Genomic DNA, 24,885 nt, shown 5'->3' with positions numbered 1-24,885 from the left:
CCCCCCCCCCCCCCCCCCCCCCCCCCCCCCCCCCCCCCCCCCCCCCCCCCCCCCCCCCCCCCCCCCCCCCCCCCCCCCCCCCCCCCCCCCCGGCCCCGTCGTTTCACCGCCGCCCGGACGGGACCGCACCCGGCTTTACGCCGGCCCCGCCCCGGAGTTCACGGAAACCCGGCACCCGACTTTACCGCGGGCATACGAAACGAGCGCGACCGTGAATTCCCGGCGCGCGTGAATTAGGGCAGCGGAAATACACCCCGCCGAATAACACCTCTTTGTATACGGCGCGCGTGTTAATGCCGCAGGCCCGACATGTTTACGGGATGTTGCGAAGTCCTCACACCGTTCGCCCGTTCGGTGGCGCCGGGAAATCGCAGCCGGTGGGAGACCGTCGAGCGTTCGGTGTGCAGGGCCGTGATCGCCCGGGCACGGTCGCCGTCCCCCCGCGCCACCGCGTCCACGATGGCGCCGTGCTCCGTCCAGGACTCCACGGGGTTGGCGGGCGTCTCCACGGTGTACATCCAGGCGATCTTGTGGCGCAGCTGGGTGAGCGTCGAGGTCAGGGCGTGGCTGCCGGAGGCCTGCGCGAGGGTCTCGTGGAACCAGCCGCCCAGGGAGCGCAGATCCTCGCTGTTGCCCCGCCGGGCCCGCTCCTGCCCCAGCCTGACCAGTCCGCGCAGCACCTTGAGGTGGGCCTCGGTGCGGCGCTGGGCGGCCCGGGAGGCGCCGAGCGGCTCCAGGAGCATGCGCATCTCCAGCAGGTCGGCGGCCTCCTGCTCGGTCGGTTCGGCCACGCACGCGCCCGCGTGCCGGCGCGTCACCACGAAGCCCTCGGCCTCCAGCGTGCGCAGGGCCTCACGGACGGGGACGCGCGAGACCCCGTAACGACGGGCCAGGAGTTCCTCGGTGAGCCGGCTGCCCCGCTCGTAGACACCCGCGACGATGTCGTCCCGGATCGCCGTGCATACCGAGTGCGCCGGAATACGCATGTCCGACCTCCGCCTTAATCCCCGTGAAACGCCGCCGAGTGGCGCTCGTTCCGTGACTCTATTGCAATGAGCCGGAATTTCCGAAGGGGGGCCGGAATCCAGGGATATATTTTGGACAGCAGGGGCACGAAAACGACGAAAGCCCCGGCGGTGGGGCCGGAGCTTCGGAAGATGTCGCGGGTTGTCGTCGGTGCTCGGTCGTCGGGTGCGGGTACGTGGGGGTTGCTCGCGCAGTTCCCCGCGCCCCTTTCAGGGGCGTCACCGCAGCGCCCCTTCAGGGGCGCGGGGAACTGCGCGACCAGCCACGGCGCACCCGCACCCGACGACCGCACCGCGACCCCACGTCGGCCTCGGCGCCGGACCCGCGTCCAGCTCCCTCAGACGTTCACGCCGTGCTTGCGGAGGTAGGCGACCGGGTCGACGTCGGAGCCGTACTCGGGGGTAGTACGGGCCTCGAAGTGGAGGTGGGGGCCGGTCGTGTTGCCGGTCGCACCGGAGAGCCCGATCTGCTGGCCCGGGGTGACCCGCTGCCCCACCGAGACGCCGATGGACGAGAGGTGGCCGTACTGGGTGTACATGCCGTCGGCCATCTTGATGACGATCTCGTTGCCGTACGCGCCGCCCCAGCCGGTGGAGACGACCGTGCCGGTGCCGACCGCGTGCACGACCGTGCCGCTCGCGGCGTGGAAGTCGATGCCGGTGTGGGCACCGGAGGACCACAGGGAGCCGCCGGTCTTGTAGCCGGTGGAGACGTAGGAGTCGCTGATCGGCGCGACGAAGGTGTTGAGGCGCTTGCGCTCGGCCTCGCGGGCGGCGCGAGCCTTGGCCGCGCGCTCCTTCTTGGCCTGCTCCGCGGCCTTCTTCCGGGCGGCCTCCTCGGCCGCCTTGCGCTCGGCGACCGCCTTCTGGGCGGCGGCCTGGGCGTCGATCTGCTCGGCGACGGAGTCGCTGATCGTGATGACCGGGGTGAGGCCGGTCTGCTCCACGGAGTTCTCGGCGGCGAGCGCCGGGGCGGCGGAGACGGTGCCGATGACACCTGTGGTGGTGAGGGCCGCGATGCCGGCGGCCTGCGCGGTGGTGCGCTTCACCCGGCCGGGACGACGATGCTTCCCGGAGGCGCACATGAACGCCATGTAGAGGCTGGTCCTTTCCTTCCCTCTCGCCTACCGGGTTAGCTGACGGGTTCGGAGCAGGAAGGTCTCCTACGGACCCCCTCGCGACACGCGCGGGCGCCCGATTCACCCCAGGGACTGCGTGGGTCCCCGGCTCCCCTGGCTCGCGCCGTACGGGGACTCGGCGATGGCTGTCCGGTGCCGCGGACGCGGCGCGATGCCTGACGGACAGCCCGGAAGAACCTACGAGGGCCCGCCTTCAATGCTCAAACGGATCACCGTTTTTGTCGCGCATCCCACAGGGCAGACAGGCAACCTCCGCCCCAATTCGGACATTCCAGAGCCCTGGTGACCGGGATGGTCACCAGGGCTCCGCACGCGCGCGCCGCTACTCGGCGGCGACGACGTGGACTTCGCCGATCCCGAGAGCCTCCACGGGCTCCTTGATCTGCGCCGCGTCCCCGACGAGGACCGTCACCAGGCGGTCCACCGGGAAGGCGTTCACGACCGCCGCGGTGGCCTCCACGGTGCCGGTGGCGGCCAGTTGCCGGTACAGCGTGGCCTGGAAGTCGTCGGGCAGGTACTGCTCGACCTGGTCGGCCAGGGTGCCCGCGACGGCCGCCGCGGTCTCGTACTTGAGCGGCGCCACCCCGACGAGGTTCTGCACGGCCACGTCGCGCTCGGCGTCCGTGAGGCCCTCGGCGGCGAGCGTGCGCAGCACCGTCCACAGGTCCGACAGGGCCGGCCCGGTGTTCGGGGTGTCCACGGAGCCGCTGATGGCGAGCATCGCGGCGCCGGTGCCGTCGGGGGCGGACCGCAGGACCTGCCCGAAGGAGCGGACGCCGTAGGTGTAGCCCTTCTCCTCGCGCAGGACGCGGTCCAGGCGGGAGGTGAGGGTGCCGCCCAGGCAGTAGGTGCCGAGCACCTGGGCGGGCCACACCCGGTCGTGCCGGTCGGCGCCGACACGGCCGATGAGCAGCTGGGTCTGGACGGCGCCGGGGCGGTCCACGATGACGACCCGGCCGGTGTCGTCGGCGGTCACCGCCGGGACCGGGCGGGGCTGCGCGGTGGAACCGCGCCAGGCACCCAGGGTCTCGCCGAGCAGCTCGTTCAGGTCGATGCCGGTCAGGTCGCCGACGACGACCGCCGTGGCCGTGGCGGGGCGCACGTGCCGGTCGTAGAAGGCACGGACGGCGGCCGCGTCGATCTTCTCGACGGTGTCCTCGGTGCCCTGGCGCGGCCGGGACATCCGCGCGGTCGACGGGAACAGCTCCTTGTAGAGCTCCTTGGCGGCGCGCCGGCTGGGGTTGGCCAGCTCGTGCGGGATCTCGTCGAGGCGGTTGCGGACCAGCCGCTCGACCTCGCTCTCGGCGAAGGCGGGCGCCCGCAGCGCGTCGGAGAGCAGCCCGAGGCCCTTGGCGAGCCGGGAGGCCGGGACCTCCAGGCTGATCCGGACGCCGGGGTGGTCGGCGTGCGCGTCGAGGGTGGCACCGGCCCGCTCGAGCTCGGCGGCGTACTCCTCGGCGGAGTGCTTGTCGGTGCCCTCGGAGAAGGCGCGCGCCATGATCGTGGCGACGCCGTCCAGGCCGGCCGGCTCGGCGTCCAGGGGCGCGTCCAGGAGCACCTCGACGGCGACGACCTGCTGGCCGGGGCGGTGGCAGTGCAGCACGGTCAGGCCGTTGTCCAGGGTGCCGCGCTCGGGTGCCGGGAAGGCCCAGGGCTTGGCCTCGCCCGGCTGCGGCTGGGGGTGGAAGTCCATGGTGGCGAGCTCGGTCACTTGGCCCTCTCCTCGTTGTTGTCGCCGGCTTCGACCGTGGCTTCGGCCTCGGGGTCCTCGGGTACGTCGGCGTCCTCGACCGTCTCCGGGGACTTCGGTTCGTAGACGAGCACCGCGCGGTTGTCGGGCCGCAGACGGGCCTTGGCGACCTCCTGGACCTCCTCCGGGGTGACCGCCAGGACACGCTGCACGGCGGTCAGGGCGAGCTGCGGGTCGCCGAACAGGACGGCGAAGCGGCACAGTTCGTCCGCGCGGCCCGCGACGGTACCGAGCCGGTCCAGCCACTCGCGCTCCAACTGGGCCTGGGCGCGCTCCATCTCCTCGGGCGTCGGGCCCTGTTCGGCGAACCGGGCGAGCTCCTCGTCGATGGCGGCCTCGATGACCGGCACCTCGACGTCACCGGAGGTCTTCACGTCCAGCCAGCCGAGCGAGGGCGCACCGGCGAGCCGCAGCAGGCCGAAGCCGGCCGCGACGGCCGTACGGTCGCGCCGGACCAGGCGGTTGTAGAGGCGGGAGGACTCGCCGCCGCCGAGGACGGTGAGGGCCAGGTCGGCCGCGTCGGACGCGCGCGTACCGTCCTCCGGGAGCCGGTAGGCGGCCATCAGCGCCCGCGCGGGGACCTCCTCCACGACGACCTCGCGCAGCTGCTCGCCGATGACCTCCGGCAGCGAGCCGTCGCGCGGGGTGGGCTTGCCGTCGTGCGCCGGGATGGAACCGAAGTACTTCTCGATCCAGGCGAGGGTCTGCTCCGGGTCGATGTCGCCGACCACGGAGAGCACCGCGTTGTTGGGCGCGTAGTAGGTGCGGAAGAACGCGCGGGCGTCCTCCAGGGTGGCCGCGTCCAGGTCGGCCATCGAGCCGATCGGCGTGTGGTGGTACGGGTGGCCCTCCGGGTAGGCGAGCGCGGTCAGCTTCTCGAAGGCCGTGCCGTAGGGGACGTTGTCGTAGCGCTGGCGGCGCTCGTTCTTGACGACGTCCCGCTGGTTCTCCATCGACTCGTCGTCCAGGGCCGCGAGCAGCGAGCCCATGCGGTCGGCCTCCAGCCAGAGCGCGAGCTCCAGCTGGTGGGCGGGCATGGTCTCGAAGTAGTTGGTGCGCTCGAAGCTCGTGGTGCCGTTCAGCGAGCCGCCGGCGCCCTGGACGAGCTCGAAGTGGCCGTTGCCCTTCACCTGGGCGGAACCCTGGAACATCAGGTGCTCGAAAAGGTGAGCCAGGCCGGTACGCCCCTTGACTTCGTGCCGGGAACCGACGTCGTACCAGAGGCAGACCGCCGCGACCGGGGTCAGGTGGTCCTCGGAGAGCACCACGCGCAGACCGTTGGCCAAGCGGTGCTCGGTCGCTGCCAGGCCCCCGGAGCCTGTCTCGGCCGTGGTCGTGTGACCCATGGGCATGTACGTCCCTTCGCTCGCGGAAGCGGTCCCGAACCGCGGTTTTTCTACCGGTCCTGCCACTGTATGCAAGCGTGCGGGGGCCGGGCGAAGTTCCCGCACGACGTACGCCCACAGCGGATCGCGCGGGTGGATCGCGTAGCCTGCGTCCGACCCGCCTCGCATGTCTCCGGGCCGCGCTCCGGGCGGCCTCCGGGCACCGGGGCGGGCCGCGGAGACCGGGTCCTGGCCCGGGTTGTCAGTGCCGCGGTCCACAATGGTCCGCGTCAGATCCCGTTCACGCATGAGCAAGGAGCCGGCAGCGATGGCCCGCCGCAGCACGAAGACCCCGCCGCCCGACGACTCGTTCGAGGAGAGAATCCTCGACATCGACGTCGTGGACGAGATGCGCGGCTCCTACCTCGAGTACGCGTACTCGGTCATCTACTCGCGCGCCCTGCCGGACGCCCGCGACGGCCTCAAGCCGGTGCACCGCCGGATCGTCTACCAGATGAACGAGATGGGTGTGCGCCCCGACCGCGCCTACGTGAAGTGCGCGCGCGTGGTCGGCGAGGTGATGGGCAAGCTGCACCCGCACGGCGACTCGTCGATCTACGACGCGCTGGTGCGCATGGCCCAGCCGTTCTCGATGCGGGTCCCGCTGGTCGACGGCCACGGCAACTTCGGCTCACTGGGCAACGACGACCCGCCGGCCGCCATGCGGTACACCGAGTGCCGGATGGCCGAGGCGACCAGCCTGATGACCGAGTCGATCGACGAGGACACGGTCGACTTCGCGCCCAACTACGACGGCCAGGAGCAGGAGCCGGTGGCGCTGCCCGCCGCGTTCCCGAACCTGCTGGTGAACGGCTCGTCGGGGATCGCCGTCGGCATGGCGACGAACATGCCGCCGCACAACCTCGGCGAGGTCATCGCGGCGGCCCGGCACCTGATCCGCTACCCGAACGCGGACCTGGACGCGCTGATGAAGCACGTCCCCGGCCCCGACCTGCCCACCGGTGGCCGCATCGTCGGCCTGGAGGGGGTCCGGGACGCCTACGAGACGGGCCGCGGCACCTTCAAGATCCGGGCCACGGTGGCGGTGGAGACGGTGACGGCCCGCCGCAAGGGCCTGGTCATCACCGAACTGCCCTTCACGGTCGGCCCCGAGAAGGTCATCGCCAAGATCAAGGACCTGGTCAACGCCAAGAAGCTGCAGGGCATCGCCGACGTCAAGGACCTCACCGACCGCGAGCACGGGCTGCGCCTGGTCGTCGAGATCAAGAACGGCTTCGTGCCGGAGGCGGTCCTGGAGCAGCTCTACAAGCTGACGCCGATGGAGGAGTCCTTCGGCATCAACAACGTGGCCCTGGTGGACGGCCAGCCGCTCACCCTGGGCCTCAAGGAGCTGCTCGAGGTCTACCTGGACCACCGCTTCGACGTGGTCCGCCGGCGCAGCGAGTTCCGCCGCGGCAAGCGCCGCGACCGCCTGCACCTGGTGGAGGGTCTGCTCACCGCCCTCGTCGACATCGACGAGGTCATCCGGCTGATCCGCTCCAGCGAGAACAGCGCGCAGGCCAAGCAGCGCCTGATGGAGCGCTTCTCGCTGTCGGAGATCCAGACGCAGTACATCCTGGACACGCCCCTGCGCCGGCTGACCAAGTACGACCGCATCGAGCTGGAGTCGGAGAAGGAGAGGCTCACCGCGGAGATCGCCGAGCTGACCCGGATCCTGGACTCGGACGCGGAGCTGCGCAAGCTGGTCTCGGCCGAACTGGCCGCGGTGGCCAAGAAGTTCGGCACCGAACGGCGCACCGTCCTGCTGGAGGCCTCGGGCGCCCCGGCGGCCGTGGTGGACCTCCAGGTGGCCGACGACCCGTGCCGGGTGCTGCTGTCCTCGACGGGCCTGCTCGCCCGCACCACGAACGGCGAGCCGTTCCCGGCGGACACCGACGGCAAGCGCGCCAAGCACGACGTCATCGTCTCGGCGGTCCCCGCGACCGCGCGCGGTGAGATCGGCGCGGTCACCTCGACGGGCCGGCTGCTGCGCGTCAACGTCGTCGACCTCCCCCAGCTCCCGGAGACGGCGACCGCCCCGAACCTGGCCGGCGGCGCCCCGCTCTCCGAGTTCCTCTCGCTGGAGGACGGCGAGACGGTGGTCTGCCTGACCACGCTGGACGAGTCCTCGCCGGGTCTCGCCCTCGGCACCGAGCAGGGCGTGGTCAAGCGCGTGGTCCCCGACTACCCGTCCAACAAGGACGAGTTGGAGGTCATCACCCTCAAGGAGGGCGACCGGATCGTCGGCGCGGTGGAGCTGCGCACCGGCGAGGAGGACCTGGTCTTCATCACGGACGACGCGCAGCTGCTGCGCTACCAGGCCTCCCAGGTGCGCCCGCAGGGCCGCCCGGCGGGCGGTATGGCCGGCATCAAGCTCACCGAGGGCGCGAAGGTCATCTCCTTCACCGCCGTCGACCCGGCGGCCGACGCGGTGGTCTTCACGGTGGCCGGCTCGCGCGGCACCCTCGACGACTCGGTGCAGACGACGGCCAAGCTGACGCCGTTCGACCAGTACCCCCGCAAGGGCCGGGCCACCGGCGGCGTGCGCTGCCAGCGGTTCCTGAAGGGCGAGGACTGCCTGTCCTTCGCCTGGGCGGGCCCGGTCCCGGCGAAGGCGGCGCAGAAGAACGGCACCCCGGTCGACCTCCCGGAGATCGACCCGCGCCGCGACGGCTCCGGCGTGTCGCTGGCGAAGACGGTGTCGGTGGTGGCGGGCCCGGTCTAGACCTCGTACCCGTCGCCGTCGGGGCCCTCCGCCAGGCCCTGGACGTAGCGCAGGACGCCCCACATGCCGTGTTCGTCGGCGTGTGGGGCGTCGTTCGTGCACGCCTCCAGTTCCTTGCGGAGCGCGGTCGCGTCGATGCCGGAGCCGATCAGCACGAGTTGCGTGAGCCGGTCCTCGCCGCGGCCCCAGGGCTCCGGGTAGAACCGCAGGAACCGGCCCACGGCATGCACGGCGTAGCGATGTCCCGGATCGTACGGCCCGAAGTCGACGTACCCCTTGATCCGGTAGAGCCCCTCGGGACGGCTGTCGAGGAAGGCCATCAGCCGACGGGGGTCCAGGGGCAGCGCCGTGGCGAAGGACAGGGTGTCGTAGGCGGTGTGCAGATGCCCCTCGTGCTCACCGCCGTCGGCGTCGCCGTCGTGGTGGACGTGCAGGTCGTCGAAGGACAGCTGTCCGACGCGCTCGGTGCTGGGCCGGCAGTCGAACAGGAACTCGGGATCGACACGGCCGTAGGTCGCGGGGACGACGGCGGCCCCGCGGTCGCTGAGCGACCGCACCAGCCCGAGGACGCGCTCGCCGCCCTCCGCGGCCCGGTCGAGCTTGTTGACGACGACCAGGTCGGCGAGGGCGAGGTGCCGGTCGATCTCGGGGTGCTTGGCGCGGGTGTCGTCGAACTCGGCGGCGTCGACGACCTCGACGAGGCCGCCGTAGACGATGCCGGGGTGCTCGCTGGCGAGCAGCATCCGGACGAGTTCCTCGGGTTCGGCGAGACCGCTGGCCTCGATGACGACGACGTCGACGCCGGTGCCGGGGCCCGCGAGCCGCTCCAGGTAGACGTCCAGTTCACTGGCGTCGACGGCGCAGCACAGGCACCCGTTGCCGAGCGAGACGGTCGAGTCGCCGAGGGCGCCGGCCACGGCCATCGCGTCGATCTCGATGGCCCCGAAGTCGTTGACGATCGCCCCGATCCGGCTGCCTCCGCTGCGGTGCAGCAAATGGTTGAGGAGCGTGGTCTTCCCGGACCCCAGGAATCCGGCGAGGACGACGACCGGGATCTGCCGGGGGGTGGGGCGGTGCTCCAACGGGGGCCTCTTTCGCGCGGGCGGGGGTGGCGGGCCGGTCCAGGATAGGAAATCCCGCCGGACCGGACACCGCGCCCCGGTCCGGCTACACGGCGACGGCGCCGGCCACCTCCGGCTTCGGCCCCACGTACCGTGCCACCGGCCGGATGATCTTCGAATCCGTCGCCTGTTCCAGGATGTTGGCGCTCCAGCCGATCGCGCGGGCCGCCGCGAAGGTGGGGGTGAACATCTCCCTGGGCAGGCCGCACAGTTCCATGACCACGCCCGCGTAGAACTCGACGTTGGTGTGGAGTTCGCGGCCGGGCTTCAGTTCGGCGAGGATCCGCTCGACGTGCCGTTCGACCTCCACGGCGAACTCGACCCGAGGGCCACCGAAGTCCTGGGCGATCTCGCGGAGCATGCGGGACCGCGGGTCCTCCGTGCGGTAGACGGCGTGCCCGAAGCCCATCACGCGGTCGCCGGCGAGGACCCGTTCGCGGATCCACGGGTCGATCCGGTCGGGTGTCGCGATCGCGTCCAGGGTGTCCAGCGCCCTGCTGGGCGCACCCCCGTGCAACGGCCCGGACAGGGCGCCGACGGCACCCACGAGGCACGCCGCGACGTCGGCGCCCGTCGACGCGATGACGCGTGCGGTGAACGTTGATGCATTGAATCCGTGATCAATGGTTGAGATCAGGTATTGCTCGACCGCACGCGCCCGCCGCGGATCGGGTTCCGCGCCCGTCAGCATGTAGAGGTAGTTGGCCGCGTACGACAGGTCCTCGCGCGGCTCCACCGGGTCGAGTCCCTGCCCCAGCCGGTACAGCGCCGTGAGCAGCGTCGGTACCGCCGCGCAGGCGGCGACCGTGTCCGCCCGGCGCCGGTCCGCGTCGACGTCGTACACCGGCCGGAACCCCTTGGCCGCGCCGAGCAGCGAGAGGGCGGTGCGCAGGCCGGCCAGGGGGCCTGACGTGCCGCTCGCCGCCGACACCGCGGGCAGGGCCGTCCGGACCTCGGCCGGCAGGCGCCGGAGCGCTGCGGTCTCGGCGGCGAAGGCGGCCGCGCGCTCCGGGTCCGGCAGCCGGCCGTGGACCAGGAGGTGCCAGACGTCCTCGAAGCCACGCGTGCGGGCGAGTTCCACCGCCGAGTACTGGCGGTAGTGGTAGAAGCCCTCGCTCCCCCGGACGTCACCGACCTCGGTGTCGGTGACGACGACGCCGGCGAGCCCGCGCGGCACCTCGACAAGGGTCGACGCGGTCCTGTTGACGGTCATGGCCTGCCTCCGTTTTCCTCCTTGAACTTGACTCGACTGTCCATCATTGACGAAATGCCTGTCAACATTGATTGGATCAACTATCCATGCCCGCGACCGGCACCGACAGGCAGGCGCCCGGGTGGGGTGCGACGGCTGCTGCCCTGGCGGGGTGAGCGGCGGCTGCCCGGGCGAGGTCATCGACCGCCGCCCGGGCGTGCTCACTGGTTGCTGAACGCCGAGTCGAAGGACGCCTTCGGCAGCGGCCACAGGGCGGAGCGGATCCGGCCGACGGCCTCTGCCGCGCCGTGCAGCCGGTCCATGCCCGCGTCCTCCCACTCCACCGAGACGGGCCCCTCGTAGCCGATGGCGGCCAGGGCGCGGAAGGCGTCCTCCCAGGGCATGTCGCCGTGGCCGACGGAGACGAAGTCCCAGCGCCGGCGCGGGTCGCCCCAGGGCAGGTGGGAGCCGAGGATCCCGGCGCGCCCCGACGGCGGCCGCAGGCGGGTGTCCTTGCAGTCGACGTGGTAGATGCGGTCGGCGAAGTCCGTGATGAAGCCGACGGGGTCGACGCCCTGCCAGATCATGTGCGAGGGGTCCCAGTTGAAGCCGAAGGCCGGGCGGCGGCCGATCGCTTCGAGGGTGCGCTCGCTGGTCCAGTAGTCGTAGGCGATCTCGGACGGGTGGACCTCGTGGGCGAAGCGCACGCCCTCGGCGTCGAAGACGTCGAGGATCGGGTTCCAGCGGCGCGCGAAGTCCTCGTAGCCGTCGTCGATCACCGCCTGGGAGACCGGCGGGAACATCGCCACGTACTTCCAGATCTTCGATCCGGTGAACCCGACGACGGTGTCTGCGCCGAGCCTGCGGGCGACGCGGGCGGCGCGCTTCATGTCCTCGGCCGCGCGCTGCCGGACGCCCTCCGGGTCGCCGTCGCCCCAGATCTCCGGGCGCAGGATCGCCTGGTGGCGGAAGTCGATCGGGTCGTCGCAGACGGCCTGGCCGCCGAGGTGGTGGGAGATCGCCCAGACCTTCAGCCCGTGGCGCTCCAGGATCGCCTGCCGGTGGGGCAGGTAGTCGGGATCGGCCTCCGCGCGGGCCAGGTCCAGATGGTCGCCGGAGGCCGCGATCTCCAGTCCGTCGTAACCCCACTCGCTCGCCAGCCGCGCCACCTCCTCGAACGGCAGATCCGCCCACTGACCGGTGAAGAGGGTGACCGGCTGCCGGGCCGATTCCCGGCTCTGTGCCTGGCTCTGGTTCATGTGCGGCCTCCTTGGCGTTCCCGCCACTTTAGCTTACGGTGAGCAAAAGTCGACCTTGCGGGAGTCGTCGCTCTCCGCTTTTTCGATCTGTTCACGCGTTAGATCGGGTAGCTCCGTCCAGCTCCAGCAGCTCCAGCAGCTCCTGGGAGAGAGAAGAGGTACGTGTCATGCGTGTCGGTGTCATCGGTACCGGCTTCATGGGGGCCGTGCACACCCGGTCCGCGCTCGTGGCCGGCGGCGACGTCGTGGGCGTGGTCGGGTCGACGCCCGGAAAGGGCCGGCGCGCCGCCGCGGAGTTCCGGGCCGGGCAGGGTTTCGACTCGGTCGAGGACCTGCTGCGGCACGGCGTCGACGTCCTGCACGTGTGCACGCCCAACGCCACGCACGCCGGGTTCTGCCGCGCGGCCCTCGCCGCCGGGGTGCCGGTCGTCTGCGAGAAGCCGCTGGCCACCGACGCCGCGACCGCACGCGAGCTCACCGAACTGGCGGCGGAGCGCGGGCTCGTCACCGCCGTGCCCTTCGTCTACCGCTACTACGCGTCCGTACGGGAGGCGCGCGAGCGGATCCTGCGGCCCGGGCACCGGCCGCCGTGGCTGATCCACGGCAGCTATCTGCAGGACTGGCTGGCCGACACCGAGGCCACCAACTGGCGGGTCGACCCGGCGGACGGCGGCGCCACGCGCGCGTTCGGGGACATCGGGGTCCACTGGTGCGATCTCGCCGAGTTCGTGACCGGGCAGCGGATCACCCGGGTGAACGCATCCTTCGCCCGCGCGGTCCTGGCACGGCCCGGGGCCGACGGCACCCCGCGCCCGGTCGAGACCGAGGACGGCGCGGTCGTCCTCCTCGAAACCGACGCCGGTGCGATCGGGTCGGTGGTGGTCAGCCAGGTCTCCGCCGGGTACAAGAACGCGCTGTCGTTCTCCTTCGACGGGCCGGACGCCAGCTACGCGTTCCGCCAGGAGACCCCCGAGTCGCTGTGGATCGGCGGCCGGACCGCCAACGAGGTGCTGCTGCGCGACCCGAACAGGCCCGGCGCCCCCACCGGGCGGGCGGCCGGTCTGCCGGCCGGGCATCCGCAGGGCTACTACGAGGCCTTCGCCGACTTCGTGGCCGACACCTACGCGGCGGTCCGCGGCGAACCGGTCACCGGGATGCCGTCCTTCGCGGACGGACTGCGCGCGGCGGAGCTCGCCGAGGCGGTGGTCGACTCGGCGCGCGGCGGCGGCTGGGTGGACGTACCGGCCGCGGGCAGGTGAGCCGCTACCGCGCCCCCGCCAGCGGCACGTCGAGGGGAAGCGGCCCGGTGAGGTCGCCGGTGCGGGCGCGGATCCCGCGCGGGCTGCCGTGCCCGAGCCACTGGTCGAGCAGGTCCGGCTGCAGCAGTTCGTCGATGGCCAGGGTCGCCGCCCCGACGACCCCCTCGGCGCGGCCGAGGTCGACCCGGGCGATGACGAGTTCGTCGGTGGCCAGCGGCAGGGAGCGTCTGGCCACGACCTCGGCGACGGGGTCCCGGAACACCTCGCCGGCCTGCGCCAGCACCCCGGCGAGGTAGACCGTCGAGGGGTTGAAGACGCTGACGAGCGTCGCCAGTTGCCCGCCGACCAGCTCGCCCGCCCTGGTGACGAGCTCGGTGCTGACCCGGTCGCCGGCCCGGCAGCCGTCGACCACGTCGGTGACGGCCAGCGGCGCGTGCCGGCGCTCAAGCCGCTCCATGCGCTCGGCCAGGAAGGGGCTGCGCCCCTCCAGGGCCGCGGCCCGGGCGTCACGGCTGAGAGCCCAGCCGCCCGCGAACGCTTCGAGACAGCCGAACTTGCCGCACCGGCACCGGTGCCTGGACTCCTCGGCGACGATGGTGTGCCCGAGGTCGCCGGCCGCGCCCCGCGCTCCCCGGTGCAGCCGGCCCCTGGACATCAGGCCCAGGCCGATGCCGGTGCTCGCCTTGACGAGCAGGATGTTGTCACCGGCGGTCGCCCGAGTACGGCTCCAGGCGCCCAGCGCCATCAGGTTGGCGTCGTTGTCGACCCAGGCCGGCACGTCGTAGTGCGCCTCGAGCCGGTCCCGGAGCGGGAAGCCGTGCCAGCCGGCCATGATGGGCGGCCGCACCGGCATCCCGCGCGCGAAGTCCACCGGCCCGGGGACGCCCACGCACACCCCCCACAGGCGCTCCCGCAGCTCGGGGCTCAGCAGCCGCTCCGCCGTGCCGACCAGCGTGGCCAGGGACGCCTCGGGGCCCGACTCGATGTCCCACGGCACGCGCCGGTCGGCGAGCAGGGTCCCGTCGAGGTCGGTCACGGCGGCGTGCAGGTGGGTGGCGCCGAAGACCGCGCCGAGGACGGCACCGCGGCCGGACGCGATCCGCAGGATGCGGGAGGGCCGTCCGCCGGTGGAGGGGGCCGGCTCGCCCTCGGCCACCAGGCCGACCCGGACCGCGTGGTCCACCCGCTGGGTGATGACCGTCCGGCCCAGGCCCGTCTGCCGGCCGAGGTCCGGCCTGGTCACGGCAGCTCCGCTCCTGATCAGACCCAGGACCAGGGAGAGGGTACGGGTGTGGTCGGTCATGCAGTGAGCTTATGGTCCCGGCGACCGCTGCCGTCACCGGCGGCGGCACGGGGGCTCCAGGGGCGGAGCGCAGGCAGGCGCGGCAGGCAGGTCTGGCCGCCGTCAATCCTGGGCACCGTCAACCCTGGGCACCGTCAACCCCCTCGACCCCTGTCAACATTGATCGAGTCAACCCGTGTCGAAGCGGCTACGGTGACGCCCATGCGCGATCAACACCCCGCTCCCGGCAGTCCCGCGCGGCGGCTGAGCACCAGGGAGACCGCCGAACTGCTCGGCGTGAAGCCCGAGACCGTGTACGCCTACGTGAGCCGGGGTCAGCTCAGCAGCAGACGCGAGCCCGGGGGCCGTGCCAGCACCTTCGACGCCGGGGAGGTGGCGGCGCTCGCCCGGCGCAACAGGCGGGAGGCCGCCGGGAGTCCGGGCTCCGGCGGCGACCTGTCGGTGCGCACCCGGATCACGCTGATCGACCAGGACCGGTACTTCTTCCGGGGCGTCGACGCCACCGAACTCGCCGCGCACCACTCCTACGAGGAGGTGGCCGAGTGGCTGTGGACGGGCCGCATGATCCGGGGCACGGCCTTCACCGCCCCGGAGGCCACCCTCGCGGTCGCCCGCCGGGCCGTCGACGCGCTGCCCGAACACACCTCGCCCACCGACCGGCTGCGGGTGGCCACGATCGCCGCGGCCGCCGAGGACCCGCTGCGCTTCGACCTGTCCGAGGAGTCCGTCCTCGGCACCGCGCGCCTACTGATCCCCACGCTCGTCGCCGCCCTTCCGGTGCGGCGCCGGCCGGGGCACGACGACGGCCCGCTGGCCCACCGCCTGTGGCGCCGGCTCACCGGCATCGACCCGAGCGACGCCGAGTTGCGCGTACTGGACACCGCGCTCGCGCTGCTCGTCGACCACGACCTGGCCGCCTCCACCCTCGCCGTCCGGGTCGCCGCCTCCGCCCGTGCGCACGCGTACGCGGCCGTGTCGGCGGGGCTCGGCGTGCTCGAAGGCCCCTTGCACGGCGCCTCCAGCGGCCTCGCCCACCGGATGCTGCTCGACGTCCTCGACCAGGGCACCGCGGTCACGGTGATCGCGGACGAACTCCGCGCGGGCCGCCGCATCCCCGGCCTCGGCCACCGCCTCTACCAGGGCGAGGACCCACGCGCGCGTGCGCTGTTCGCACTCCTCGAGGACGTCCCCCGTGCGGAGCCCGCCCTGCTCGCGGCCCGGGACATCGTCGCCACGACCGCCCGGCACACTCCGCTGCACGCCAACGTCGACCTGGCGCTCGCCGTGTTCACGGCCTCCTGCGGGATGCCGGCGACGGCGGGCGAGACGATCTTCGCCGTCGCCCGGACGGCGGGCTGGATCGCCCACGCCCTGGAGGAGTACGGGGAACGCCCGCTGCGCATGCGCCCCAGCGGCCACTACGTCGGCCCGAAGCCGCCGCAGCCCCTGCCGGAGTAGCCCCAGCGGAGGCGTGCGGGACCAGGCCGGAACTCACCCGGGCCGAAGTCAGGTTAGGCTCACCTGTGTGAGTAGGTGCGCAACCGTCTCCCGGATGCTCGACGAGCCCGTTTCCGGCACCGCGGCCACCGCGACGACGTGGCTGCTGCTGGAACAACCCGGCCCGTGGGGTCCCAAGGCGCTCACTTCGAGCCACCTGGACCCCGCGCTGGGCCGCGCCCTGGAGGCGGCCGCCCAGGGGACCGGCGTACGGGTCGCGCTCATCCGCCGCCCCGGCCGCCACGCCGACCCCGGCGTCCCCGCCGTACGCCAGGTGTACGTCGCCCACACGGTCCCCGGCAACGTCTGGCTGCACAGCGCCACCACCCGCGATCCGGCAAGCCTGCTCGACCTCGACATCGCCGCGCTCGGCGCGGGCGACCACCGTTCGTTCGGCGCGGCCCTCGGCGGCCGGCCGCACCCGGGCAGCCCGCTCGCGCTCGTCTGCACCAACGGCAGGCGCGACCGCTGCTGCGCCCTGCTGGGCCGCCCGCTCGCCGCCGAGCTGGCCACGTCCGGGGTGGAGAACATCTGGGAGGTCACCCATCTGGGTGGTCATCGTTTCTCCCCGACGGTGCTCGTCCTGCCGTACGGCTACGCCTACGGCCGCGCCGAGGCCCATGCCGTCAAGGAGGTCCTGCACGGCATCCACGAGGGCCGCGTGGTGCTGGACGGCTGCCGCGGCTGCTCCGCCTGGGAACGGCCCGGCCAGGCGGCCGAACTGGCGGTGCGCGAGGCGGCGGGCGAGTACACGGCCGGCGCGCTGAGTGTCGTGGGGACCGAGGGCGCGGCCCCGCGCTGGGAGGTCACGGTCACCCACACCGACGGCCGCCGCTGGCGGGTGGTGGTGGCCCAGGGCGCCTCGCTGCCGCCGCGCCCGGAGAGCTGCGGGGTGTCGGTGCTGGGGTCGCCGGCCCGGATGGACGTGGTGTCGCTGCGGGAGCTGCGGAGGGCCACGACCCTGGCGAGCTGACCCGGACTTTCCCAAGAACTGGTCAAGAGATCCACGCCACACCCCCTTAGCACGGCGTACCCGCGCACGTACCGTCGTGGGTATGAGCCCCACGCCCCCCGTGCGCCGTCTGCGCCCCCGGCTGCCCCGGAAGGTGTTCTCCCAGCTCCTGTTGATGCAGCTGGCGATAGCCGCGGGGGTCGCGGTGCTCGCCACCGGCCTCTTCCTGGCACCGCTGAGCAAGCAACTGGACCAGGAGGCGATGCGCAGGGCCCTGGCGATCGCCCAGACCACGGCGCAGGACCCGCAGATCGCGGAGGGTGTGCTGACCACCGGGCCGACCGTGAACGGGCCCGTGCAGAAGGAGGCGGAACGGATCCGGTTGGCCACCAACGCCGAGTACGTCGTGGTGATGGACCGCGGCGGATTCCGCTGGTCGCACACCACTCCCTCGGAGGTCGGCCGACACGTGTCGACCGACCCGTCGGAGGCGCTGGACGGCAAGGAGGTCATGCAGATCGACAACGGCACCCTCGGCCGCTCCGCACGCGGCAAGGTGCCGCTGTACGACGCGCGGCACCGCATCATCGGGGCGGTCTCGGTCGGCATCGCGTACGACAGCGTGCGGGCCCGGCTGCTCAGCACGATCCCCGGGCTGTTCGCCTATGCCGGCGGCGCCCTCGCGGTGGGCGCGCTGGCCGCCTGGCTGATCTCCCGGCGGGTCCAGCGGCAGACCCGCGACCTGGCCTTCTCCGACATCTCGGCGCTGCTCGCGGAGCGCGAGGCGATGCTGCACGGCATCCGGGAGGGCGTCGTCGCCCTCGACCGCGGCGGCCGCATCCGCCTGCTGAACGACGAGGCGCGGCGGCTCCTGGGCATCGGTGACGAGGCCGTCGGCCGCTCCCCCGACGAGGCGCTCGGCGATGGCCGTACGACCGACGTGCTGGCCGGCCGGGTCACCGGCACGGACCTGCTCACCGTGCGCGGCCAGCGGGTCCTGGTCGCCAACCGTATGCCCACCGACGACGGCGGTGCGGTGGCCACCCTGCGCGACCGCACCGAGCTGGAGCAGCTCGGCCGCGAACTCGACTCCACCCGGGGCCTGATCGACGCCCTGCGCGCCCAGGATCACGAGCACGCCAACCGCATGCACACCCTGCTCGGGCTGCTGGAACTGGAGATGTACGACGACGCCGTGGAGTTCGTCGGCGAGGTGGTCGGCGACCACCGGGTCACCGCCGAGCAGGTCACGGAGAAGATCCAGGACCCGCTGCTGGCCGCCCTGCTGGTCGGCAAGGCGACCGTCGCGGCCGAGCGCGGGGTCGCCCTGTGGGTGTCGGACCGTACCTGGCTGCCGGACCGGCTGATCGACCCCAGGGGCCTGGTCACGGTCGTGGGCAACCTGGTGGACAACGCGCTGGACGCGGTCGCCGGTACGCCGCACGCGCGCGTGGAGGTCGAGTTGTGCACGGAGGGCCGAGCGGTGGTCCTCGGCGTGCGTGACACGGGGCCCGGGGTCCCGGCGGAACAGCGGGAGTTGGTCTTCACGGAGGGCTGGTCCACCAAGAAGCCGCCCGCGCACGGAAAGCGCGGCATCGGGCTCTCCCTGGTGCGCCGGCTCGCCGAACGGCAGGGCGGCACCGCGTCCGTGGGCGGACCGGAGGGCGGTGGCGCTCAGTTCACGGTCGTGCTCCCCGAGGCGCTGACCGAGCCGGAACTGGAGCCGGCGCCGGCGTTCGGGCCGGCGCTCACCGCGGCCGAGGAGGAGGCGCGATGATCGAGGTCCTGGTCGTGGACGACGACACCCGGGTCGCCCGGGTCAACGCCGCCTACGTCGGCAAGGTACCCGGCTTCCATGTGGCCGGTGAGGCCCACAACGCGGTGGAGGCCCTGCGCCTGTTGGCGACGCTGCCCCGCCTCGACCTGGTCCTCATGGACCACTACCTGCCCGACGACACGGGCCTCGCGGTGGTCCAGGAGATGCGCCGGCGTGGCCACCAGACCGACGTGATCATGGTGACGGCCGCCCGGGACGTGTCGACCGTGCAGGCGGCGATGCGCCATGGCGCCCTGCAGTACCTGGTCAAGCCGTTCGCGTTCGCCGGGCTGCGCGCCAAGCTGGAGGCCTACGCGCAGCTGCGGCGGACCCTGGACGGCGGCGGTGAGGCCGAACAGGCCGAGGTGGACCGCATCTTCGGCGCCCTGTCGGCGCCGTCCGAACCGGGGCTGCCCAAGGGGCACTCCCCCACCACCGCCGAACTGGTGCGCCAGTCGCTGATGAGCGCCGAGGGCCCGCTGTCGGCCCAGGAGATCGCCGAGCGGACGGGGGTGAGCCGGCAGACCGCCCAGCGCTATCTGAAGCTCCTGGAACGCACCGGACGGGCCCGGCTGACCCTCAAGTACGGCGACGCGGGCCGCCCCGAACACCGTTACGTGTGGGCGACCCGCGGCTGAGGCGTGTTACCTGACCGCCTACTTGGCCGCCTTGACGAACTCCGTGGTGTACGTCTTGCTCAGGTCGACATCGGCGTTCTGGATGTTCGTGTTGAACGCCTTGAGCACCTTCTCCACGGTCTCCGGGCCGTTCTCCGGCATCACCCCGTCGTCGGTGAACATCGGCAGCGTGCTCTTGATGGACTGCGTGTAGAGGGCCTTGTCGCCCTGGGCGTAGTCGGCGGGCATCTTGGCCGCGATCTCGTCGGCGCTGTGCGTGGACATCCACTTGAGCGTCTTGACGAATGCATTGACCAGCTTCTGGACGGTGTCCTTGTGACTGTTGACCCAGTCCGTCTGCATGTACAGGCTCGACGACGGGTACGGCCCGCCGAGCGCCTTCTGGGATCCTTCCGGCGTCCGCATGTCCACCAGAACCTTGCCCGCCTTCTTGTCCAGGATCGTCGCGACGGTCGGGTCGGTCGTCATGCCGCCGTCGATGGAGCCCTGCTGGAGCGCCGAGATGAAGGTCGCGCCCGCTCCGACGGCGACCGGTGAGAAGTCGCTGACCTTCACCCCGTTCTTGACGGCGAGGTACTTGGTGAGGAAGTCGGTCGACGAGCCGAGGCTGGTGATGCCGAGCTTCTTGCCCTTGAAGTCCTTGGGCGAGGTGATGTCCCCGGCCGCCTTGGTGGAGACGACCTCCACCTCGCCGGGAGCGTGCGAGAACTGCACGACGGACTCCACGGACTTGCCCTTGGTCTGCAGGTCCAGGGTGTGGTCGTAGAAGCCGACCGTCCCCTGCACCTGCCCGGCGACGAGCGCCGTCTCGGCCTGGACGCCGGCCGGCTCGGTCAGCAGTTCCACGTTCAGGCCCTCGGCGTCGAAGTAACCCAGCCGCTGGGTGAGCATGGCGGGCATGTAGATGACCTTGTCCAGGCCACCGACCATGATCTTGACCTTCGTGCCCTTGCCGGAGCCGGTGGAGGCCGTGCTCGCCGCGTCGTTGGCGCAGGCGGTGAGGGAGGAGAGGGCGAGCAGGCCGGCGGCGGCCAGGGTGCTGTATCTGGCGGACTTGCGCATGTTGTTCACGTCCTTGTGAGAGGGCGGTGCGGGGAGAAGCGGAGAAGGCAGGAGGTGGGCGGTCAGCTGTCGGAGTCCGACGGCTTCCACCGGAAGATGCGGCGCTCGGCGAAGGTGAGCAGCCCTTCGGCGGCGAGCGCGACGACGGCGAGGATGACCATCGCGGCATAGACACCGGCCGCGTTGAAGGTGCCCTGCGACTGTGCGACGAGCAGGCCGATGCCCTTGGTGGCGCCGATGTACTCGCCGACGATGGCGCCGATGAGGGCGAAGCCGAAGCTGACGTGGAGGCTGGTGAAGATCCACGAGGTGGCCGACGGGATGACGACCTGGAGGGCCACCCTGCGGTCGCTCGCGCCGAGGATCCGGGCGTTGGCGACCAGGTTCCGGTCGACCTCGCGGGCGCCCTGGAAGGCGTTGAAGAACACCGGGAAGAACACCAGCACGACGGCCGAGGCGACCTTGGAGGACGCGCCGAGCCCGAACCAGATCACGAAGATCGGGGCGAGCACGATCCTGGGGATCGAGTTGAGCACCTTGATGTAGGGGCCGAGGACGTCGGCCAGGAAGGCGATCCGCCCGAGGGCGATGCCGAAGACCACACCGGCGACGACACCGATGACCCAGCCGAGCAGCGCCTCGTAGAGCGTGTACCAGATCTGCTCGCCCAGGGAGCCGAGCGCGGTGCCGTGGGTCATCCAGGTCCAGATCTGGTCCCAGATCTTCGACGGCATCGAGAAGTTGAACGGGTCGATGACCTCGGCCCGGGACAGGACCTCCCACAGGCCGAGGACGGCCACCAGGAGCAGCACGCGCACGGCGAACACGATCGCCCTGCGTCTGCGGGCGGCCTGGGCCCTGGACCGGGCGCGGTCCGGGCCGGCCTTGACCGTGTCGACGACCGGTGTGCTGAGCACCTCAGGCGACATGGGCGGCACCCCTCTCACGGGTGATGCGGACCTCTTCGCCGAGGGACTCCCAGATCTCGCGGTAGATCTCGATGAACCGCGGCTCCAGACGCACCGACTCGACCTTGCGCGGGCGGGGCAGGTCGATGTCGAAGACCTGCTTGACGGTCGCGGGTCCGGCGGTCATGACGACGACCTTGTCGGCCAGCGCGATGGACTCCTCCAGGTCGTGCGTGACGAAGACGACCGAGGCACCCGTGCCCTCCCACAGCTCGAGCAGCTCGTCCGACATCAGGGCCCGGGTCTGCACGTCGAGCGCGGAGAACGGCTCGTCCATGAGCAGGATCTCGGGGTCGTTGACGAAGGTCGCGGCGAGTGCCACGCGCTTGCGCTGGCCACCGGAGAGCTGGTGCGGATAGCGGTCCTCGAACGCGGCGAGCCCGACCTTGGCCAGCCAGGCGCGGGCCTTCTCCCTGGCCTCCGCCTTGGGCACGCCCCGGAAGCGGGGCCCGGCCATCACGTTGGAGAGCACGGTCCGCCAGGGGAAGGTGGCGTCCTGCTGGAAGACGAAGCCGACCTTGTCACCGACGCCCGCGACCGGCTCACCGGCCACCAGCACCTCGCCCTCACTGGGCTCCTCCAGGCCGCTGACCAGGGTCAGCGTGGTGGACTTGCCGCAACCCGTCGGCCCCACGACGGCCACGAACTCACCGCGCCCCACAGTGAGGTCGAGGTCGCGGACGGCCGTGTGCAGACCCCCCGACGGGGTCTTGAAGATCTTGCTCGCGCCCCGCAGCTCGATGGCGGGGCTGGTGTCTGCGTTCATGAGCCGGGACGGTAGGTGTGACCCGGACCACGACAGCAGTCTTCTGGGCGCAAGCCGTTCTTTTGCTCGCAAGCATCTGTTGTGCTCTTTTTGCTCGCGCTACAACTGCGCAGACGAAACACGGGCTTAACGCTCGCCGGCCTTGAAGGAGAGGCCTGATGATTGACGTGCTGGTGGTCGACGACGACTTCCGCGTCGCTGAGATAAACGCAAAATACGTGGGGAAGGTTCCCGGCTTCCGGGTGGCCGCCCGCGCGCACAGCGCCGCCCAGGCGCTGGCCGCCGTGAACCGCGGCGCCATCGACCTGGTCCTGCTGGACCACTACCTGCCGGACCAGACCGGCCTCGAACTCGTCCACCGCATGCGCGAACAGGGCCACGGCACCGACGTCATCATGATCACGGCGGCCAGCGACGTGACGACCGTCCAGAAAGCGATGCGCCTGGGCGCCCTGCACTACCTGGTCAAGCCATTCACCTTCGCCGCCCTGCGCACCCGCCTGGACTCCTACGCCGCCCTGCGCCGCACCGTCGACCGGGTCGGCGGCCGGGGACTGACGGGCCAGGAGCAGGTCGACCGCATCTTCGGCGCCCTGCGCACCTCACCGGCGCCGTCCGCGCCCGGCCTGCCCAGCGGCCACTCCGAGCCCACCACGGACCTCATCTGCGGCGTCCTGCACCGCGCCGGCCATCCGCTCTCCGCCCACGAGGTCGCCGCCGAGACCGGCCTCAGCCGCTCCACAGCCCAGCGCTACCTCCGCCACCTGGAACAGGCCGGCCGCCTCCGCCTCTCCCTGAAGTACGGCGACACGGGCCGCCCGGAGCACCGCTACGCCTGGGTGGCGCCGTAGCCGTTCCGCGCGGCCCTAGACGGCCCCCGCCCCCGTCAGCGACCGCACCTCGGTCTCCGCGTGCCGGGCCTCGTCCGGGACCTCGTCGGAGGTGACCGTGCCGAGCCAGCCGGCCAGGAAGCCGAGGGGGATGGAGACGATGCCCGGGTTCTGCAACGGGAAGTACTGGAAGTCCACCCCCGGGAACAGCGCCCCAGGGCTTCCGGACACCACCGGGGACAGCACGACCAGCACCAGCGCGGGCACGAGCCCGCCGTATACGGCCCACACCGCGCCGCGTGTCGTGAAGTTGCGCCAGAACAGCGAGTAGAGCAGCGCCGGCAGGTTCGCAGAGGCCGCCACCGCGAAGGCGAGGCCCACCAGGAAGGCGACGTTCATGTCCCGGGCCAGCAGGCCGAGGGCGATCGCCACGACACCGATGCCGACCGCCGCCGTGCGCGCCACCGTGACCTCGCTGCGCTGCTTGGTGTGCGGCCTGCGCAGGGAGGCGTAGAGGTCATGGGCGACGGACGCCGAGGACGCGAGGGTGATCCCCGCGACCACGGCGAGAATCGTCGCGAAGGCAACGGCGGCGACAACCGCGAACAGAACCGTTCCGCCTGTGGAACCCGCGCCGCCGCCCAGGTCCAGCGCCAGCAGCGGAACCGCCGTGTTCCCCGACGCGTTCGACGAGCGCACCGCGTCCGGCCCGACCAGGGCCGCCGCCCCGAAGCCGAGCACGATCGTCATCAGGTAGAAGCTCCCGATCAGCCCGATCGACCAGACCGCCGAGCGCCGCGCCGCCCGCGCGGTCGGCACCGTGTAGAAGCGGGACAGGATGTGCGGCAGACCCCCCGTGCCCAGGACCAGCGCCAGCCCGAGGCTGATGAAGTCCAGCCGCGCGCTCCAGTTCCCGCCGTACCTGAGTCCCGGCGCCAGGAACGACTTCCCGTGCCCGCTGCGGTCGGCGGCCGTGAGCAGCAGCCGGTCGACGTCGCCGTGGAAGCGCAGCAGCACCAGCACGGTCAGCGCCACCGTCCCGCTCAGCAGCAGCACCGCCTTCACGATCTGGATCCAGGTGGTGGCCCGCATCCCGCCCAGCGACACGTAGATCACCATCAGCGCGCCGACCCCGATGACCGTCCACGCCTGCGCCGCCTCGCTGGTCCGCCCCAGCAGCAGCGCGACCAGACTCCCCGCCCCGACCATTTGCGCCACCAGATAGAGAACGGACACGGTGACCGACGACGTCCCCACCGCGATCCGCACCGGCCGCTCGCGCATCCGCGCCGCGACCACGTCGGCCAGGGTGAACTTCCCGCAGTTCCGCACCAGTTCGGCCACCAGAAACAGCACGACAAGCCACGCGACCAGGAACCCGACCACATACAGGAGCCCGTCGTAACCGAACAGCGCGATGAGCCCGGTCACGCCGAGGAAGGAGGCCGCCGACATGTAGTCACCCGCGATGGCAAAACCATTCTCCATCGGGGAGAAGAGCCGACCGCCGGCATAGAACTCCTCCGCCGAACCGTGCCGTTTCCGGCTCACCCACGTCGTGATCCCGAGCGTCACGGCGACGAAAGCGCTGAACAGCAGCAGCGCCAGCGTCTGGTGCCGACCCGTCATGACGCACCGCCCTGGACGCCCCGGGTCAGCTCCTGGGTGTCCCAGCGCAGTTCCAGCGCGGCACGGTCCCTGCGCAACCGCGCGTGCCGGGCGTAGGCCCAGGTGAGCAGGAACGTGGTGAGGAACTGCCCGAGCCCCGCCACCATCGCCACGTTCACCGCGCCGGCGACGGGCCGCGCCATCAGCCCCGGCGCCGTCGTCGCGGCCACCACGTACCCCACGTACCAGGACAGGAAGACGGCGACCCCGGGCACCACGAATCTTCGGTACCGGCTGCGCACCTCCTGGAAGGCCGCGCTGCGCTGCACCTCCAGATAGACGTCACGGGCGCGAACAGCCGCGCCGTCCCGCTCCGTTCGCGCGCCGGGTACGGCCGGCGGCGGCTCCCCGGTGCCGTCCCGCTCACCCCAGCCGGAGGCCAGTGCGTCGTACCAGGGGTCCTCGTACCTGACGTCCCGGGAGGCCGTGCCGTACTCGCCCTGGTCCTCGTGCCGCCCGGCCGAACTCTCGGAGTCGCCCCCGCCGTCGCGGCGACGCCCGTTGCTTGACTGCATGCCCAAGGATGGACA

At 72.0% G+C, this 24,885-nt stretch carries 20 protein-coding genes and 1 riboswitch; of the genes, 7 read left to right on the top strand and 13 right to left on the bottom strand.

Annotated features, from left to right (window positions below; all coding sequences use genetic code 11):
• Positions 1–290: 290 nt before the first annotated feature.
• The 4 genes from ACZ63F_RS39240 to ACZ63F_RS39225 all read right to left on the bottom strand — a co-directional run bounded on the left by ACZ63F_RS39240 (position 291) and on the right by ACZ63F_RS39225 (position 5,266).
• Positions 291–986 (bottom strand): GntR family transcriptional regulator, encoded by a 696-nt coding sequence (locus tag ACZ63F_RS39240; protein ID WP_351502842.1) that lies wholly within the window; start codon positions 984–986, stop codon positions 291–293.
• Between the two features lie 377 nt (positions 987–1,363).
• Positions 1,364–2,119: a M23 family metallopeptidase gene (locus ACZ63F_RS39235; protein WP_469718493.1), complete on the bottom strand. Its 756-nt coding sequence runs from the start codon at positions 2,117–2,119 to the stop codon at positions 1,364–1,366.
• A 12-nt stretch (positions 2,120–2,131) separates the two neighbouring features.
• Positions 2,132–2,295, bottom strand: a riboswitch (cyclic di-AMP (ydaO/yuaA leader).
• Between the two features lie 191 nt (positions 2,296–2,486).
• Entirely contained in the window at positions 2,487–3,875 is a 1,389-nt protein-coding gene (locus tag ACZ63F_RS39230; RefSeq protein ID WP_469718492.1) for a M16 family metallopeptidase, read from the bottom strand.
• On the bottom strand, positions 3,872–5,266 hold the full coding sequence (locus ACZ63F_RS39225; RefSeq protein ID WP_469718490.1) for a M16 family metallopeptidase: 1,395 nt from the start codon (positions 5,264–5,266) through the stop codon (positions 3,872–3,874). Before ACZ63F_RS39225 ends, ACZ63F_RS39230 begins: the two co-directional genes overlap by 4 nt.
• Positions 5,267–5,567: 301 nt before the next feature.
• Between ACZ63F_RS39225 and ACZ63F_RS39220 the strand changes: the two genes are divergently transcribed.
• Positions 5,568–8,024, top strand: a complete 2,457-nt coding sequence (locus ACZ63F_RS39220) for a DNA gyrase/topoisomerase IV subunit A (RefSeq protein WP_469718499.1) — start codon at positions 5,568–5,570, stop codon at positions 8,022–8,024.
• Here the strand turns inward: ACZ63F_RS39220 and ACZ63F_RS39215 are convergent.
• The 3 genes from ACZ63F_RS39215 to ACZ63F_RS39205 all read right to left on the bottom strand — a co-directional run bounded on the left by ACZ63F_RS39215 (position 8,021) and on the right by ACZ63F_RS39205 (position 11,596).
• Complete coding sequence (locus ACZ63F_RS39215; RefSeq protein WP_469718489.1) at positions 8,021–9,106, bottom strand: CobW family GTP-binding protein; 1,086 nt, start codon at positions 9,104–9,106, stop codon at positions 8,021–8,023. The genes ACZ63F_RS39220 and ACZ63F_RS39215 overlap by 4 nt on opposite strands.
• Positions 9,107–9,191: 85 nt before the next feature.
• The gene (locus ACZ63F_RS39210; protein WP_469718488.1) at positions 9,192–10,358 is read right to left on the bottom strand and encodes a citrate synthase; all 1,167 of its coding nucleotides are present in this window, start codon (positions 10,356–10,358) and stop codon (positions 9,192–9,194) included.
• Between the two features lie 200 nt (positions 10,359–10,558).
• Positions 10,559–11,596 carry a sugar phosphate isomerase/epimerase family protein gene (locus ACZ63F_RS39205; protein ID WP_469718486.1) on the bottom strand — a complete coding sequence of 346 codons (1,038 nt, stop codon included), beginning with the start codon at positions 11,594–11,596 and terminating at the stop codon, positions 10,559–10,561.
• A gap of 167 nt (positions 11,597–11,763) precedes the next feature.
• Between ACZ63F_RS39205 and ACZ63F_RS39200 the strand changes: the two genes are divergently transcribed.
• A complete protein-coding gene (locus ACZ63F_RS39200) occupies positions 11,764–12,855 on the top strand; it encodes a Gfo/Idh/MocA family protein (RefSeq protein ID WP_469718485.1) in 1,092 nt (363 codons plus the stop codon).
• 4 nt (positions 12,856–12,859) lie between these two features.
• On the opposite strand, the gene ACZ63F_RS39195 is transcribed toward ACZ63F_RS39200, so the two are convergent.
• Positions 12,860–14,158 carry an ROK family protein gene (locus ACZ63F_RS39195; protein ID WP_469718483.1) on the bottom strand — a complete coding sequence of 433 codons (1,299 nt, stop codon included), beginning with the start codon at positions 14,156–14,158 and terminating at the stop codon, positions 12,860–12,862.
• Positions 14,159–14,359: 201 nt separating this feature from the next.
• On the opposite strand from ACZ63F_RS39195, the gene ACZ63F_RS39190 reads away from it, so the two are divergent.
• From ACZ63F_RS39190 to ACZ63F_RS39175, 4 genes are all read left to right on the top strand, one after another.
• Complete coding sequence (locus ACZ63F_RS39190; protein WP_469718481.1) at positions 14,360–15,616, top strand: citrate/2-methylcitrate synthase; 1,257 nt, start codon at positions 14,360–14,362, stop codon at positions 15,614–15,616.
• A 67-nt stretch (positions 15,617–15,683) separates the two neighbouring features.
• Positions 15,684–16,628, top strand: a complete 945-nt coding sequence (locus tag ACZ63F_RS39185) for a sucrase ferredoxin (protein ID WP_469718479.1) — start codon at positions 15,684–15,686, stop codon at positions 16,626–16,628.
• 82 nt (positions 16,629–16,710) lie between these two features.
• Positions 16,711–18,384: a sensor histidine kinase gene (locus ACZ63F_RS39180; RefSeq protein ID WP_469718478.1), complete on the top strand. Its 1,674-nt coding sequence runs from the start codon at positions 16,711–16,713 to the stop codon at positions 18,382–18,384.
• Complete coding sequence (locus ACZ63F_RS39175) at positions 18,381–19,061, top strand: response regulator (RefSeq protein ID WP_469718477.1); 681 nt, start codon at positions 18,381–18,383, stop codon at positions 19,059–19,061. The genes ACZ63F_RS39180 and ACZ63F_RS39175 overlap by 4 nt, the downstream gene beginning before the upstream one ends.
• A gap of 18 nt (positions 19,062–19,079) precedes the next feature.
• On the opposite strand, the gene ACZ63F_RS39170 is transcribed toward ACZ63F_RS39175, so the two are convergent.
• From ACZ63F_RS39170 to ACZ63F_RS39160, 3 genes are all read right to left on the bottom strand, one after another.
• The gene (locus ACZ63F_RS39170; RefSeq protein WP_469718475.1) at positions 19,080–20,123 is read right to left on the bottom strand and encodes an ABC transporter substrate-binding protein; all 1,044 of its coding nucleotides are present in this window, start codon (positions 20,121–20,123) and stop codon (positions 19,080–19,082) included.
• Positions 20,124–20,185: 62 nt separating this feature from the next.
• A complete protein-coding gene (locus ACZ63F_RS39165) occupies positions 20,186–21,052 on the bottom strand; it encodes an ABC transporter permease (protein WP_469718474.1) in 867 nt (288 codons plus the stop codon).
• Positions 21,042–21,857, bottom strand: coding sequence for an ABC transporter ATP-binding protein (locus tag ACZ63F_RS39160; protein ID WP_469718473.1), 816 nt, complete (start codon positions 21,855–21,857; stop codon positions 21,042–21,044). The genes ACZ63F_RS39165 and ACZ63F_RS39160 overlap by 11 nt, the downstream gene beginning before the upstream one ends.
• Positions 21,858–22,015: 158 nt before the next feature.
• Between ACZ63F_RS39160 and ACZ63F_RS39155 the strand changes: the two genes are divergently transcribed.
• Entirely contained in the window at positions 22,016–22,708 is a 693-nt protein-coding gene (locus tag ACZ63F_RS39155) for a response regulator (RefSeq protein ID WP_469718471.1), read from the top strand.
• A 15-nt stretch (positions 22,709–22,723) separates the two neighbouring features.
• Here ACZ63F_RS39155 and ACZ63F_RS39150 read toward each other — a convergent pair whose 3' ends face one another.
• Entirely contained in the window at positions 22,724–24,316 is a 1,593-nt protein-coding gene (locus ACZ63F_RS39150) for a solute symporter family protein (RefSeq protein ID WP_469718470.1), read from the bottom strand.
• On the bottom strand, positions 24,313–24,870 hold the full coding sequence (locus ACZ63F_RS39145) for a DUF485 domain-containing protein (RefSeq protein ID WP_469718469.1): 558 nt from the start codon (positions 24,868–24,870) through the stop codon (positions 24,313–24,315). Before ACZ63F_RS39145 ends, ACZ63F_RS39150 begins: the two co-directional genes overlap by 4 nt.
• Positions 24,871–24,885 lie beyond the last annotated feature (15 nt).

The sequence above is a fragment of the Streptomyces sp. NPDC104761 genome (assembly GCF_055583445.1).
The sequence above is the reverse complement of the archived record's forward strand: the minus strand, read 5'-3'. Positions and strand labels throughout refer to the sequence as shown.